Raw genomic sequence first — 14,422 nt, forward strand, 5'->3', positions numbered from 1 at the left:
CCACGCCAAGGGCGGGCGTTACCGGCCAGGCGCAGCCGTGGGCGATCACAGGTCCCCTTCCGCCACCTTCAGCTGGATGTGCGCGGCTTTTTGGGCGTCCGCGTAAATCGCCTTCTCCTTGTCGTTCTGCGCCTGCGTCAGCAGCGTCTGCTTGATCTCATCCTTGGCTTGGTCGAATGGGATCTGGGTGCGCTTGTCCACGCGGATGATATGGTAACCGTACTGGGTGTGCACCGGATCGCTGATCTGGCCGATGGGCAGCGTCTTGACCGCCTTGGCAAAATCGGCATCAAACGAGGATACCGGCTGATCCGCGTACTGACCGTGATTGTCCTTCACGGCAGGGTCCGTGGAGTACTGATCGGCCAGCTTCTCGAAGTCAGCGCCCTGTTTCAACTTGGCCTCAATCTGTTTGGCCTGGTCCAGGGAGGAGACCAGGATGTGATGCACCGTCACCTGCAGATAATCGTCCTTGTGCTGATTGTAATACGTCTCGGCCTGTTGATCCGTGACCTGAAGGTCCTTGGTCTGGTCGAGCAGGTATTGCTGCAGGTATTGGCTTTTGAGCGCCAGCCTGGCCAAGTCGTCTTCGCTGACCCCGAGCGACTGCATCTTTTGCTTCACTTCGTCTGCGCTCTTGTACTGGGAGCCGACCAGCTCCTGAATCGCCTGATCCGCCAACTGGCGGGCCTGGGCGGGATCCGTCTTCACGCCGGTGAGCTGTTGGGCTTTGCCATACAAGTATTTATACCAGACCACATAGTAGGTGAGAAAATCTTTCTTGCTCTCCTGCTGTTGCAGCCCGGGCAGGACGACCTGCAGGTTGTACTGGCGGTCCAGCTCGTCCTTGCGCACCTCGCCGCCGGTATAGGTGGCGACCACGGGGCCGGTGTAGGCGGGTTCAGGCGGGATGGGCGCCGCGGCGGTGGCATTCTGCGTCCCCGTCGCATTGCCGGTCTGGTTGGCGGCCTTTCCCGGGCCGCCGCAACCGGCCACGAGCGCCACTCCGAGCAGGCATGCCACCAGCGCGTGCATTCGCTTATTTTGCAAATTCCTCGACCTCCCTGGCAGATTTGAACACATCCGCGAACGACTCCAGAAAGTTCAACAGCCGCTTGCAAAGCTCGCGATCCGATACCCCTTTGCTGCGGAACACCACCTGAAGGGAGCCGTTCGGGCGCTTCAGGTACTGGCCGGCATGCTGCTTGGCGAGGCTGAACAGACGGCCGTGATCGACCGCGGCCGTCATCTCGGGCCGCAGGCGGACCGCCACCTCTCCCCCTTGCGCGGCGATGGCCTCGACGCCGAAGCGGGCCGCGTAGCTCTTCATGCGCGTGACATCGAGCAGATTCATCACCGGCTCCGGCAGATCGCCGTAGCGGTCGATGAGCTCCTCCTCCAGTTCCTCGGCGGCCTCCGTGCTGCGCACGTACTTGAATTTCTTGTACATGGCGATCTTCTGGGCGGGATCCGAGATGTAGGTGTCCGGGATGTACGCCTCGATGCCGAGGTCGATGACCGGCTCGGGGACCTCCTGTTCCTGTTCGCCCCGGATCTCCTTGACCGCCTTGGCGAGCATGTCGTTGTACAGGTCGAAACCGACCGAATTGATGAAGCCGTGCTGTTCGGCACCGAGCAGATTTCCGGCGCCGCGGATGGCGAGATCGCGCATCGCAATCTTGAAGCCGCTGCCGAGTTCCGTGAACTCCTTGATGGCCTGCAGCCGCTTTTCCGCCACCTCCGTCAGCACCTTGTCGCGCTGATACGTGAAGTACGCGTAGGCGATGCGGTTGGAGCGGCCCACGCGGCCGCGCAGTTGGTACAGCTGCGCCAACCCCAAACGGTCGGCGTCATAGACAATCAGCGTGTTCACATTGGGAATGTCGAGCCCGGTCTCGATGATGGTGGTGGTGACGAGTACGTCGATCTCCCCTTCCAGGAAATCGAGCATCACCCGTTCCAACTGGTCCTCCGCCATCTGACCGTGCGCCACCGCGATGCGCGCGTCCGGGACGAGGCGCTGAACGCGTTCCGCCATGGCGTGGATGTTCTGCACCTGATTGTACACGAAATACACCTGGCCGCCGCGGTTGAGCTCGCGCTCTATGGCCTCGCGGACGAGGTCCTCGTGAAACTCCACCACGTACGTCTGTACCGGGAAGCGATTCTCGGGCGGCGTTTCGATGACGGACAGGTCGCGCACGCCGAGCAAGGACATGTGCAGCGTGCGCGGGATGGGCGTGGCGGTCAGGGTCAGGCAGTCGACGTTGGTCTTCAGTTGTTTGAGCCGCTCCTTGTGCGTGACGCCGAAGCGCTGCTCCTCGTCGACAATGAGCAGCCCCAGGTCCTTGAATTGCACCGATTTTTGCAACAACCGGTGCGTGCCGATGACGATGTCGATACTGCCGTCCTTAAGCCCCTTGATGACCGCGCTGGCCTCCGACTTCGTCCGAAACCGGCTCAGCACCTCGATGGTCACCGGAAACCCGGCGAATCGCTCCTTGAACGTCTCATAGTGCTGATGCGCCAGAATGGTGGTCGGCACCAACACCGCCACCTGCTTGCCGTCCATCACCGCCTTGAAGGCGGCCCGGATGGCCACCTCGGTCTTGCCGTAGCCGACATCGCCGCACAACAACCGGTCCATGGGCGTCGGCTTTTCCATGTCCCGCTTGATCTCCTCGATGGCGCGCAGCTGGTCCGGGGTCTCCTCGTACGGGAACATGGCTTCAAAGTCCTTCTGCCACGGCGTATCCGGAGAGAAGGCGTGGCCGCGCGAGGCCTGCCGCGCGGCGTACAATTTGACCAGGTCCTCGGCGATGTCCCGGACCGACCGGGACACCTTCTGCTTGACGCGGTTCCACTCGCCGCCGCCCAGGTGGTACAGCTTCGGCTCCTTGTCCTCGGCGCCGATGTACCGCTGCACCTGATCAATCTGGTCCACCGGGACGTACAGGCTGTCGTTGCCGGCGTACTGCAGGTGCAGATAGTCCTGGTGGCGGCCGTCGATCTCGAGCGTGCGGATGCCGAGGTACTTCCCGATGCCGTGGTTGACGTGCACCACGTAATCGCCGACGTGCAGCTCCTGATAGCTGCGGATGCGCTCCGCGTCGGTCATCTCCCGGCGGACCCGGCGCGCTTTCTTGCGGGACGGGAACACCTCCGTCTCGACGATGATCGCCAGCCGCTGCATCGGCAGCTCAAACCCGGAGGAGAGGCTCGCGACGAGGATCTGCGGCGTGCGCGACGGCGTGAAGGCGGTGGCGCGCACCGCCTCGATGCGGTAATCGGCCAGCACCCGCTCCAACCGGTCGGCCCGCTCCTCGGTCGCAGCCGTCAGCACCACGTGCGTCCCGCTGCGCTGCCAGCGCTGCACCTCGCTTTTCAGCACGTTCATCTGGCCGTGGAACTGCTGCATGGGCTTGGCCGCCACATTCCACACGAACCGGTGGCGATGCCCGCCGCTGCGGGCGAACATGGAGAACTCCACCCCGGCCATGCCGCGGTGTTCCCACACCAACTGGTACTGCGGCGGACGCTGCGTCCCCGACAACAACTCGCCCCGCAACAACCCGTTGGAGAGCCATTCCTGGAATTCCCGTTCCAACCCCTTCTGGCGCTCCTGCAGGCGTGTCGGCTCGTCCAGACAGGCCAACGTCCCGAACGGAAGGTAGTCAAACAGGGTGTGCACGGCCCCCGGGAACAGGGCGTCGTAGCGCAGCAGACCGGCGAAGGGTTGCCCTTCGGCGAGCCTCCGGATGTCCTCCCCGACGACCGTCTGCAGCCGCTCCCGGACCTCGAGGTCCGTGGCGAGGCGCACGCGTTCCTCAAGCGCCTTCTGCAGGCGCTCGGAAGCCTCCTGCATGCGGGCGGCGGGCACGAGGAAATCGAGCACCGGCCCAATCACGGCCTGCTCGAGATTGGCCTGGGAGCGCTGGGTATCGGGATCGAACCGGCGGATGGAATCCACCTCGTCGTCAAACAGTTCGATGCGCACCGGCATCTCTTCGGTGAGCGGAAACACGTCCAAGATGCCGCCGCGCACGGCGAACTGCCCCTTCGTCTCCACCATGTCGACCCGCTCGTATCCGCTCTGGACCAGGTTCCGCTGCACTTGCTCCAGGTCCGCCACATCGCCGGGCTTGACGACCCACTGCAGACTGCGCAGGACATCCCGCGTCATCACGGGCTGAACGGCCGATTGGATGGTCGCCACCACCACGGCCGGGCGGCCCTGCGCCAGGTGCTGCAGCACGTGCATCCGGTCCGCCACCGCTTCCCGGCTGTAGGCCAGCGCGTCGACGAGCGACCACTCCCGTTCCGGGAACAGGAAGACCGCTTCGCCGGGCAGGAACTCCCGCAAGTCATCGGCAATCTGCCCCGCCTGGGACTGGCTGTGCGTGACAATCACGGTGGAAGCGCCGGGATTGCCCTCCTTGCGCAGGGTGTGCAAGGCAGCGTAGTACAGATGCCGCGCGCTGCCGCTGGTCCCCGTGACCAAACCGTCCAATCCGGTCGGTGTCAGGCTCGTGAACGTCCGGCGGAACTCGGCGTCGGCGGCGATGTAGCGAACCAGATCAATCACGTTACCCCTCCTCGCAGCCCAACACCCCGGACAATCTGAAAATCGCCTTAGCACATCTGCCAAGGCGATTGACAGCGTCCATGACCATTGGCTGGCATCGACCTACTGGAGCAGCTTGCCCTCTACCAACAACTCTGGGTTTCGTTCTATCGCACTCTGGCAATAATCGCAAACCGTCTGTACCGACAGAACCCCATTGTTTTTATCATACGCCACCCACTCGGAATGTTCCACGGGTGACAGGGTGTGCAAGCCACAGAACCACTCCGCTTGCTCCAGCGTCCACTCCGGGCGGTTCACCTGCCCAATCAGATGCTTGCAGTGACCGCACCAATACTCGATGCGCACGCCCATCCCTCCGCTTCTGCGCCCCGTGCCGCCGGTGAACAGCCGGCCGGTTCGCACTACTAGTATGGAAGCGGGGGAGGAAAGCCATACGTGCTGAGCGATGGGAGGGTTGGGCTTCGCTTCTGCGCTAAAGCGAGCCGCTTCGCCCAACCCTCCCATATCATGCGCATGCCAAGTGCGGGATCACCCGTGGCGCACATTGAAACGGTTCATCGCGGCCGCAAAGCCCTGTTCCAGCGCGCATTCCAGGGCGTCCGCCGCCCGGGCCACGGCCTCCTGAACCGGCGCCAGATCCGCCGCGGAAAACGGGCTGAGGACGTAGTCGACCACCCGGACGTCCCCGGACGGCCGCCCGATGCCGACGCGCACGCGCGGAAACACCTCGCTGCCGAGGTGTTGGATCACCGATTTCACCCCGTTGTGCCCGCCGCCGCTGCCGCGCTCGCGCAGGCGGATCTGTCCGGGCGGGAAGTCCATGTCGTCGTAGACCAGGATGAGATCCCGCGCCGCATCCAACTCCCGGTGAAAGTCGAACAGTTCGCGCACCGATTCGCCGCTGGCGTTCATGTACGTCTGCGGCTTGACGAGGAGGACCTTTTCCCCGCCCGCGCGGCCTTCGGCGACGTGTGCGCGCCACTTCACCTTTCCCCACGAGGCGCCGAGGCGGCGCGCCAGCTCGTCCACCACCCAGAAGCCGACGTTGTGCCTCGTCTTTTCATACATCGCCCCCGGATTGCCCAAACCGACGATGACCTTCATCGAACGCCTCCATTCCACCCGTCCATCAGTCGAACAACTGGCTGATGGACCGCTGGGTGTGCACGCGGATGATGGCCTCGGCAATCAGTTCCGCCACCGAGAGCACCGTGATCTTGTCCAACTGTTTCTCCGGCGGAAGCGCGATGGTGTTGGTGACGACAATCTCGCGGATCTCCGAACGGCGGAGCTTGTCCACGCCATCCCCCGACAGCACCGGGTGGATGCAGCAGGCGTACACCTCCCGCGCCCCCCGCTCCAAGAGGGCCTTCGCCCCGAGCGTGATGGTGCCCGCGGTGTCAATCATGTCGTCGACCAGGATAGCTGTTTTCCCTTCGATTTGGCCGATGATGTTCATCACCTCGGCCACATTCGCGTCCGGCCGCCGCTTGTCGATGATGGCCAAGGGCGCCCCGAGGCGCTCCGCCAGTTGGCGGGCGCGGGTGACCCCGCCCATGTCGGGCGAGACCACCACCGGATCGCGGATGTCCTTCTCGAGGAAGTAGTTCGCCAGGATGGGCAGCCCGACGAGATGATCGAGCGGAATGTCGAAAAAGCCCTGGATCTGGCCAGCGTGCAGGTCCATGCAGATGACCCGGTTGGCCCCCGCCTTCTCCAGCAGATTGGCGACGAGCTTGGCGGTGATGGGATCGCGGGCGCGCGCCTTGCGGTCCTGGCGGGCATATCCGTAATACGGGATGACCACGTTGACCGCCCGCGCCGAGGCCCGCTTGAGGGCGTCGATCATGATCAGCAATTCCATCAGATGCTCGTTGACGGGCGCCGACGTGGGCTGCACCACGAACACGTTGCAGCCGCGCACGCTCTCCCCCAACTTGATGCGCACCTCGCCGTCCGAAAACCGGCCGACCACGCAGTCGCCGAGGGCCACCCCGACGTAGTCTGCGATCTCCTGGGCCAACGCCGGATTGGCGTTGCCCGTGAAGATCTTCAGGTCACCGTCCTTCTGCATCCCCGGTTCTCCCTTCCGTTTGCACCCTGGCTTGTCGTTTCTCTTTCCACGCCCGCACGTAACCGGGCTTGGTCACCTGGCGGGGGCGGGAGATGGCGAATCCGTCCGCGGGCACGTCGTCCGTGATGGTCGATCCCGCGCACAAGTACGCACCATCCCCGACGGTGACGGGGGCAATCAGGTTGACATTCGACCCCACGAACGCGTCGTCCCCAATCACCGTGCGGTGTTTCTTCTCCCCATCGTAGTTGACCGTGATGACGCCGCAGCCGACGTTGACCCGGCGGCCGACGTCCGCGTCGCCGACGTACGCCAAGTGGCTGACCTTGGTCCCTTCGCCGATGACGCTGTTCTTGATCTCCACGAAGTCGCCGATCTTCACGCCGGCCCCCACCCGGCTGCCGGGCCGGACGTACGCAAAAGGCCCGACCGACGCCCGAGGGCCGATCTCGCTGTTCAGCACCACCGACTGCTCCACCACGGCGCCGTCCCCGACCACGCTGTCCACCAACCGCGTATTGGGCCCAATGACGCAATCCGAACCGATGCGCGTGGCCCCCTCGAGGACGCAGCCCGGGTAGATCACCGTGTCCGGCCCAATCTCGACATCTGTGCCGATGTACGTGTGATCCGGATCGATGAACGTCACCCCTTCGCGAGCCCAGCGCCGGTTGATGCGCCTGCGCAGGATGCGCTCCACCTCCGCCAGTTGCCAGCGGTCGTTGACGCTCGCCACCTCGTCCGGATCCGCCGCCTGCACCGCGTACACCGCCTTGCCTGCCGCGCGCAGGATGGCGACCGTGTCCGTCAGGTAGTATTCGCCCTGGACGTTGTCCGGGCGCACCTGGGCCAGCACGGGTTCCAACTCCGCCCGCGCAAAGGCGTAGATGCCCGTGTTGATCAGCCGGTTGCGCCGCTGTTCGGGCGACGCGTCTTTCTCCTCAACGATGCGCGTCACCTGTCCGTCCGGGCCCAGTTCCACGCGTCCAAGCCCGGTAGGATCCGGCACCTCGGCGGTCAGCACGCAGGCGGCCGCCCCGCGCGCCTCGCGCTCCGAGAGCAGCCGCTCCACCGTCTCCGCCTCTATCAACGGGGCATCCCCGTACAGTACCACCACGGTGTCGATTCCGCCGGCCAGCGCGGGCAAGGCCACCTGTACGGCATGTCCCGTCCCGAGCTGCGCCTCCTGGACCACCACGTCTGCACGCCCTGCCACCGCGGCCTCCACGGCCTCGCGGTGTTGCCCGACCACGACCACCACTTGGTCCAGCCGCAGGCGTTCCAACTGACTGAGGATGTGCAAAATCATCGGCTTGCCGCAGACGGGGTGAAGCACTTTGTGGCGCTTGGACTTCATGCGCGTGCCGTGTCCCGCTGCCAACACTATCGCCGCTCTGCCCACACCATCGCCTCCATCCCCGCTATCCATCCCAGTGTACCTGAAGCCTCGCCGCGATTTCAATTTACGCGGCACGGGCCGCATCGGTCTGGAAACGAATTCAGAAGACAAACAAAAAACCCCAACGTTCGTTGGGGTCCCCCATCCCTGCTTGACGCAGAGGAACGGACAACGTCACGCGGTGGGCTGGGCCACATCCGTACGGTAGTACTCCGCCAACACCGCTTCCTGGATCTTTTGCCGAGTCGCCGAAGAAATCGGGTGTGCAATGTCGCGGAACTCCCCATCCGGCGTCTTCTTGCTCGGCATCGCCACGAACATGCCGTTGTTCCCGTCGATGACGCGGATGTCGTGGACGACGAACTCACTGTCGATGGTGATGGACGCGATGGCTTTCATACGGCCTTCGCCATTGACTCTGCGAAGGCGGACATCCGTGATCTGCACCTGTTTCACCACCCTTGTTGTCCGCGAATGATCCTGGATTACCCTATTCGCGGCGGGTGGCCGAATTCCTGCTTGTCACGTACAAATTTTCAAAAAATCATGTTGGGGACCCGAAAGGGTCAGGGGCGCAGCGCGATGAACTCAATCTCCACGGCCGCCCCCCGCGGCAGGGCCGCCACCTGCACGGTCGATCGCGCCGGACGGTGATCCCCGAAATACGCCCCGTAGGCTTGGTTCACCCGTTCGAAGTTCGCCAGGTCGGTCAGGTAAATCGTCGCCTTCACCACGTCCTTGCGCGTCACGCCGGCCGCCGTCAGGATGGCGTCCAGGTTGGCCAACACCTGCTGCACCTGTTCGTCCACCGATCCGTCGACGAACGTCCCGTCGGGCCGCAGCGGGATCTGACCGGAGGTGAACACGTAGGGGCCTGCCGAAACGGCCTGCGCGTAGGGCCCGATGGCCGCAGGAGCCTGCTGGGTTGAAATCTCGTCCATGCGAAGACCTCCTTCACGATTGCACCGGCAGCGCCGGCGCCAGGATAACCCCCGCGCCTTCCTGCAGAGGGCCGAGGGTGAACAGAGACACGTACTCGGGAACCAGTTTTTCAGCCGGCTCCTGGGTCGCCACAAACACCGCGACCCCTGCGACCTGCGCCTCAAACTCCGCGAGCAGGTTGACCACGCCCTTGGCGGTGGCGCCGGCCTTCATGAAGTCGTCCACCACCAACGCCCGCGCACGCTGCGGCATGGCGCGCTTCGAAATCGACATGGTCTGGATCCGCCGCTCGGAGCCGGAGATGTAGTGGATGCTCACCGACGCGCCCTCCGTCACTCGGTGATCCCGGCGCACTACCGCCACCGGCACGTGCAGGTAGCGCGCGGCCGACACCGCGAGCGGGATGCCCTTGGTTTCCACCGTCACCACCACCTGGATGTCCCGGTCCGCGAAGGCTTCGGCGAACAGGCGCCCGGCCAGGTCCAACACGTCCGGATCGCCGAGGACGTCGGACATGTAGAGAAATCCCCCCGGCAGGATGCGGGAGGGATCGGACAACCGGGCCACGATGTTCTGCTGGAACGCCTCGCGCTGGGCGGGCGGCACACGGACCTGGTACTTCACACCCCCCGCAGCGCCCGCGATGGACCACACGACGCCGCTGCCATCCCGTTCGAGCACGCCCCTCACCAGGGCCACGTCCTCGCTGATGGACGATTTCGCCGCCTCCAGGCGTTCCGCCAAATCGGACAGCGACAAGGCGCGGTTGGGGTGATCCAGCAGGTCTTTGGTGATGCGAATCAAGCGTTCCGAACGGCGCACATCCATCCTCCTCGCGGGCCCCGCCCCAGGGATGCGGGCAGGTCCGAAGCGAATATAGCACACCGCCTCCACCAGGAAAAGCGCGCCGTGATCAAGGGAGGGCGCCGGCCGCCGGGGCCGGCAGGGGCGCCGCCGTGAGGAACCGGCACAGATAGACCTCGCGCATGAATCCCCGGAGTGCGTGGTACACCCGCTGGGCCGCACCGCGCGTGGGCAGGAGGCAGTACAGGGTGGGCCCGCTGCCCGACATGTACACCGGGACCTGCGCCACCTGCTGCACGCGCTGTGCCACCCGTCTGACCTCCGGATACAGGCGGAACGTCACCGGAGCCAGCGCGTTGAACACATTCGCCCGCACAGCCTCAAAATCGCCCGCCACCAGGGCGGCCTTCATCAACGGGCTGCGGGGCGCCCCGCTGTAGTCCGCGCGCGTCAGGGCGGCGTACACGTCTCCCGTCGAGACAAAGACGGGCGGCCTCACCAGCACCACCCAGGCGTTCATGGTATGCCGGACCGGTTCAATGCGCTCCCCCCGCCCCCGGGCCACAGCGCAGCCGCGCCACACGCAGAACGGCACGTCCGAGCCGACGGACGCCCCCCACTCCGCCAACTCCGCGAGCGGGCGGCCGGCCGCCCAGAGCCGGTTCAGGCCGCGCAGCACAGCCGCCGCATCGGCCGATCCGCCGGCCAGCCCCGCCGCCACCGGAATCTGCTTGTCGATATGGATCCTGACCCCGCGCTCCACACCGCTGCGCATCCGAAACACGCGCGCGGCGGTGTGGGCCAGGTTGCGCTCGTCCAAAGGGACGGTGGAGACGCTGGCGTCGATGGTGATGTCCCCGCCAGGGTCGTCTTCCAGCGTCAGGACGTCGGCGAGATCGACCGTCTGCATCACCATGTCGACCTCGTGATACCCGTCGTCCCGCCGTCCCAACACATCCAAGGTGAGATTGATTTTCGCAAACGCGTGCTCGACCAACAATGCGCCCACCCCACAACACCCTCTAGCATGCTGGAGCGGGGCGGGGGAGTCAAGTCACAGCGGTATGGCGGCGAACGGCTGCGCCGGCGTCACGTCGAAGCCGGCCACGGGCACACCGTCGAACGCCCGCACCACCTCTTGCGCCGGCGCCAGTTGTTCGAAAAACATCACCACCACGTCCCCGGCCACCGCTTGAGACAGCGCGAACCGCAGCGCCTCGGGTTCACGGGCGATCACGGTGCACGGCTTCCCCGGCGCCAGCGCCTGGATCTCCTCCGCCAGGAGGGCCGCCACCTCCCCGTCCCGTCGGCCGCGTTTGTCCGCATCCTCCTTGACCACAAAAGCGTCGAAGATCTCGGCCGCCTGCCGGCCGCTCTGCCGGATCACCGAGTCCATCCGGTCCCCCGGCACGCCCACCACCCCAATCAGACGGCGGTGCGGGACCTGCTTCAGCCACTCCCCCATCCGCTGAAAGCCATCCGGGTTGTGGCCGTAATCGAGGACGGCGTACGCGCCGCCGGGGAGCCGGTAGAGCATGCACCGGCCAGGGTTGTGTTCACTCGGCAGGAAGGTGGTCAGGCCGCTGGCCACCTGCTGGCGTGTGCATCCGAGGGCGCGCAGGGCGGCCACGGCGGCCAGGCAGTTCTCGGTGTGAAACCGGGCCAGCCCCTGCATGGTCAACGGGATGTCGCGGACCGGCGCGACCTCCCAGGTGAGGTTCCCGCGCCCTTCCACAATCCATCCGCGCGACACGTAATACCCGACGCCGCCGCACGCCAGGTGCCGCTTCAACACCGGGTTTTGATCCGACATCGAGAAGTAAGCGACTTGGGCAGGGAGCCGCGGCGCCAATTCGACGAGGTGTTCGTCGTCGGCGTTGAGGACGACGGTGCCGTCTTCCCAGACGCACTCGCCGACGAGGGACTTGATGTGGACCAGATCCTCGAGGGTCTCCACGCCGTCCTGACCCAAGTGGTCCACGCGGATGTTGGTGATGACGGCGACGTTCGCGCGATCGTACGCCAGCCCGCCGCGCACGATGCCCCCCCGCGCCGTCTCCAGGACAGCCACCTCGACCGCGGGATCGGAGAGCACCACCCGGGCGCTGTTCGGGCCCGTCGTGTCCCCCTCCAGAACCCGTTCTCCGCCGATCCAGACCCCGCTGGTCGTCGTCATCCCCACCGTCCGGCCCGTGGCCGCCAGAACATGGGCGATGAGGCGGGTCGTCGTCGTCTTTCCGTTGGTGCCGGTGATGGACACGATGGGGATGCGGCCGTCGGCCCCGTTTGGGAACAAAGATTCGACGATGCGTTCCCCGACGGCCCGGGGCAATCCGTAGGAAGGGTGCTCATGCATGCGAATGCCGGGCGCGGCGTTCACCTCGATAACCGTGCACCCGTTTCGGTCCCAGGGGGCTTCCGGGCGGGCGACGACCATGTCGATGCCGCACACGTCCAGCCCGATGATGCGGGCGATGCGTTCGGCCAGCCGGACGTAGGATTCGTGCACGTCGCCCGTCACGTCGATGGCCTCGCCCCCGGTGGACAGGTTGGCGCTGGCGCGCAGCAACACCTCCTGCCCCGCCGCGGGGACGGAGGACAGGGACAGGCGCTGCCGGCGCAGGGTCGAGGTCACCACGGCGTCCACCTGGATGCGCGTCAGCGGCTTTTCGTGCCCCATCCCGCGAAGGGGGTCGGCGTTGGCCCGTTCAATCAACTCCCGGACCGTGTGCACACCGTCGCCGAACACCCGGGCCGGAATGCGCTCGCTGGCGGCGGCGAATCGTCCGTCGACCACCAGGAAGCGGATGTTCCGCCCCTGCACGTACCGCTCGACGAGGACGCGCGGCGAAATGGCGCTGGCGATGTCGTACGCCTCCCGCACCTCTTGTTCCGAATGGAGGTCCAGGCTCACCCCGCGCCCCTGGTTTCCATTGAACGGTTTGACGACCACGGGAGGGCCCATCCGCCGCAGGGCCGCCACGGCGCCCTCGGCATCGTCCGCCACCTCTCCGTCCGGGACGGGGATGCCCGCCTCGGCCAGCAGGCGCTTCGTCAGCTCCTTGTCGCAGGCGATGTCCACCGAGACCGCCGAGGTCCGCTCCGTGACCGTCGCCTCCACCAGTTTCCGATGCTTGCCGTAACCGAGTTGAATGAGGCTGCCCTCGTTCAACCGGCGGACCGGGATGTTGCGCCGGCTCGCCGCCTCCGCGATGGCCCGGGTGCTCGGCCCCAGTTCCGTCCCGGCCAGGATGCGCTCCGCCTCAGCCAGCACGGCGTCCAGGGAGGGCGACACCCCCTCCAGCAGGTCCTCCACCAGCCCGATGGCCGCCTGCAAGAGATAGCGCTGGCAGGGATACGCCTTGCATTCCATCACGATGTCGTACAGCCCGGGTCTGCCGGCGTACACCGTGCGGCCGAAGTGTACATCGACGCCGGCCAGGCAGGCGAATTCAATGGCCACGTGCTCCACGATGTGGCCGAAGTACGTCCCGCCGTACAGCCGTTCCACGAAGCCGCCCGGCGCGCCCTTCGCGCAGTGGTGCTCCCGCAGCCCCGGCAGGGTGCGCAACAGCCGGTCCGGAAACCCCGGAAACTCGTAACTCTCCCGTTCTGTCAACCCTTCCAGGTCCACACGGGCCACCATGACCGGTTTGTAGATATAGATGTTCGGGCCATCCAAGTGGCGTACCGAGACGATGTTCATTCCGTCAACTCCTTGCCCTGGTTCGACTGCCACTGCTCCCAGTGAACGATGGGTTCCCGCGTCCGCAGGTGGAACCCGTATCCTTCGGGAAGAATGTGCAGCTTCACCCCGCACAGCGCCAACGCGTCGTCGAACCGGACCCTGTCCAGGTTGGAGTGCGTCAGCGCCCCGGCGTCGACGACGCTGACGGCCCCCCTTCCGAGCACCCGGAACGCTTGGCCCTCGACGACGATGGCCGTGTCCTCGTCGATGCCCAGTCCCAGGTGATGCGGGTACTGGGAGACCGCGGACAGCAGGCGCCCCAAACGCCCCCGTTGGGCGAAATGTTGGTCGATGACGACACCATCCAGAAACTCCATTCCGGGAGCCATCTGAACGACGCTGATGCGGGGATTGGTCTGAGGCTCCCCGTCGACGATCATCGTGCTGGACATCATGGACGCGCCTGCGCTGGTGCCTGCCAGCACCGTCCCCCCGCCCAGCGCGTCGTGAAGGACCGCATCGATGCGCGTCCCGCCGAGCAGCTTGGTGATGCGCATCTGATCGCCGCCCGTGAAAAAGATGCACGTCGCCTCCCGAATCATCTCGACCGCGCTGTCGCGGTTCGCAGATTTGCGGTCGGAGACGTCGAACGTCCGCACGTCGCGGGCGCCGAGGCGCTTGAATACCTCCACGTAATCCATCCCGACCTCAATCGGCAACTCGGTGGCCACCGTGATCACGAGCACGCGCGCCTCCGTGCCGCCGCCAAGCCGGATCACCTCGCGCAGGATTTTGCACTCGCCTTGTTTATCCTCGTTGCCGCCGATGATGACGAGCGTGCCGGATCTCCGGCGCAAAACCGTCCCCCCTACCCGCGGCCGCGCGACGCAGCGGCAGGCGTTCTCTCCGTTTTCCGGAGGATGGAAA

General features: G+C 65.6%; 12 protein-coding genes. All 12 read right to left on the reverse strand.

Annotated features, from left to right (window positions below):
• Positions 1 to 45 precede the first annotated feature (45 nt).
• Positions 46 to 1,050: a peptidyl-prolyl cis-trans isomerase gene (locus tag BM357_RS13975; RefSeq protein ID WP_175511544.1), complete on the reverse strand. Its 1,005-nt coding sequence runs from the start codon at positions 1,048 to 1,050 to the stop codon at positions 46 to 48.
• The gene (gene mfd, locus BM357_RS13980) at positions 1,040 to 4,585 is read right to left on the reverse strand and encodes a transcription-repair coupling factor (RefSeq protein ID WP_083430539.1); all 3,546 of its coding nucleotides are present in this window, start codon (positions 4,583 to 4,585) and stop codon (positions 1,040 to 1,042) included. The genes BM357_RS13975 and mfd overlap by 11 nt, the downstream gene beginning before the upstream one ends.
• Positions 4,586 to 4,687: 102 nt before the next feature.
• On the reverse strand, positions 4,688 to 4,933 hold the full coding sequence (locus tag BM357_RS19935) for an anti-sigma-F factor Fin (protein WP_074954732.1): 246 nt from the start codon (positions 4,931 to 4,933) through the stop codon (positions 4,688 to 4,690).
• Between the two features lie 183 nt (positions 4,934 to 5,116).
• A complete protein-coding gene (gene pth, locus BM357_RS13990; protein ID WP_074954734.1) occupies positions 5,117 to 5,692 on the reverse strand; it encodes an aminoacyl-tRNA hydrolase in 576 nt (191 codons plus the stop codon).
• Positions 5,693 to 5,717: 25 nt separating this feature from the next.
• The gene (locus BM357_RS13995) at positions 5,718 to 6,662 is read right to left on the reverse strand and encodes a ribose-phosphate diphosphokinase (protein WP_074954737.1); all 945 of its coding nucleotides are present in this window, start codon (positions 6,660 to 6,662) and stop codon (positions 5,718 to 5,720) included.
• Positions 6,646 to 8,064, reverse strand: a complete 1,419-nt coding sequence (gene glmU, locus BM357_RS14000; RefSeq protein ID WP_083430541.1) for a bifunctional UDP-N-acetylglucosamine diphosphorylase/glucosamine-1-phosphate N-acetyltransferase GlmU — start codon at positions 8,062 to 8,064, stop codon at positions 6,646 to 6,648. Before glmU ends, BM357_RS13995 begins: the two co-directional genes overlap by 17 nt.
• 171 nt (positions 8,065 to 8,235) lie before the next feature.
• Positions 8,236 to 8,508: a septation regulator SpoVG gene (gene spoVG, locus BM357_RS14005; protein ID WP_029421944.1), complete on the reverse strand. Its 273-nt coding sequence runs from the start codon at positions 8,506 to 8,508 to the stop codon at positions 8,236 to 8,238.
• A 119-nt stretch (positions 8,509 to 8,627) separates the two neighbouring features.
• Positions 8,628 to 9,002: a Rid family detoxifying hydrolase gene (locus BM357_RS14010; protein ID WP_074954743.1), complete on the reverse strand. Its 375-nt coding sequence runs from the start codon at positions 9,000 to 9,002 to the stop codon at positions 8,628 to 8,630.
• Positions 9,003 to 9,015: 13 nt separating this feature from the next.
• Positions 9,016 to 9,825: a pur operon repressor gene (gene purR, locus BM357_RS14015; protein WP_074954848.1), complete on the reverse strand. Its 810-nt coding sequence runs from the start codon at positions 9,823 to 9,825 to the stop codon at positions 9,016 to 9,018.
• Positions 9,826 to 9,916: 91 nt separating this feature from the next.
• Complete coding sequence (ispE, locus tag BM357_RS14020; RefSeq protein WP_342741630.1) at positions 9,917 to 10,816, reverse strand: 4-(cytidine 5'-diphospho)-2-C-methyl-D-erythritol kinase; 900 nt, start codon at positions 10,814 to 10,816, stop codon at positions 9,917 to 9,919.
• Between the two features lie 45 nt (positions 10,817 to 10,861).
• Positions 10,862 to 13,513: a cyanophycin synthetase gene (cphA, locus tag BM357_RS14025; RefSeq protein ID WP_074954746.1), complete on the reverse strand. Its 2,652-nt coding sequence runs from the start codon at positions 13,511 to 13,513 to the stop codon at positions 10,862 to 10,864.
• A complete protein-coding gene (locus BM357_RS14030) occupies positions 13,510 to 14,352 on the reverse strand; it encodes a cyanophycinase (protein ID WP_074954749.1) in 843 nt (280 codons plus the stop codon). Before BM357_RS14030 ends, cphA begins: the two co-directional genes overlap by 4 nt.
• Between the last annotated feature and the right edge of the window lie 70 nt (positions 14,353 to 14,422).

It is taken from the genome of Paenalicyclobacillus macrosporangiidus (assembly GCF_900116805.1).
GTDB classification, from domain to species: domain Bacteria; phylum Bacillota; class Bacilli; order Alicyclobacillales; family Alicyclobacillaceae; genus Alicyclobacillus_H; species Alicyclobacillus_H macrosporangiidus.

Excerpts from the sequence above, each read along its gene's own strand:
- pth (WP_074954734.1), bottom strand. The coding sequence starts at position 5,692 with ATGAAGGTCATCGTCGGTTTGGGCAATCCGGGGGCGATGTATGAAAAG.
- BM357_RS13995 (WP_074954737.1), bottom strand. The coding sequence starts at position 6,662 with ATGCAGAAGGACGGTGACCTGAAGATCTTCACGGGCAACGCCAATCCG.
- BM357_RS14010 (WP_074954743.1), bottom strand. The coding sequence starts at position 9,002 with ATGGACGAGATTTCAACCCAGCAGGCTCCTGCGGCCATCGGGCCCTAC.
- cphA (WP_074954746.1), bottom strand. The coding sequence starts at position 13,513 with ATGAACATCGTCTCGGTACGCCACTTGGATGGCCCGAACATCTATATC.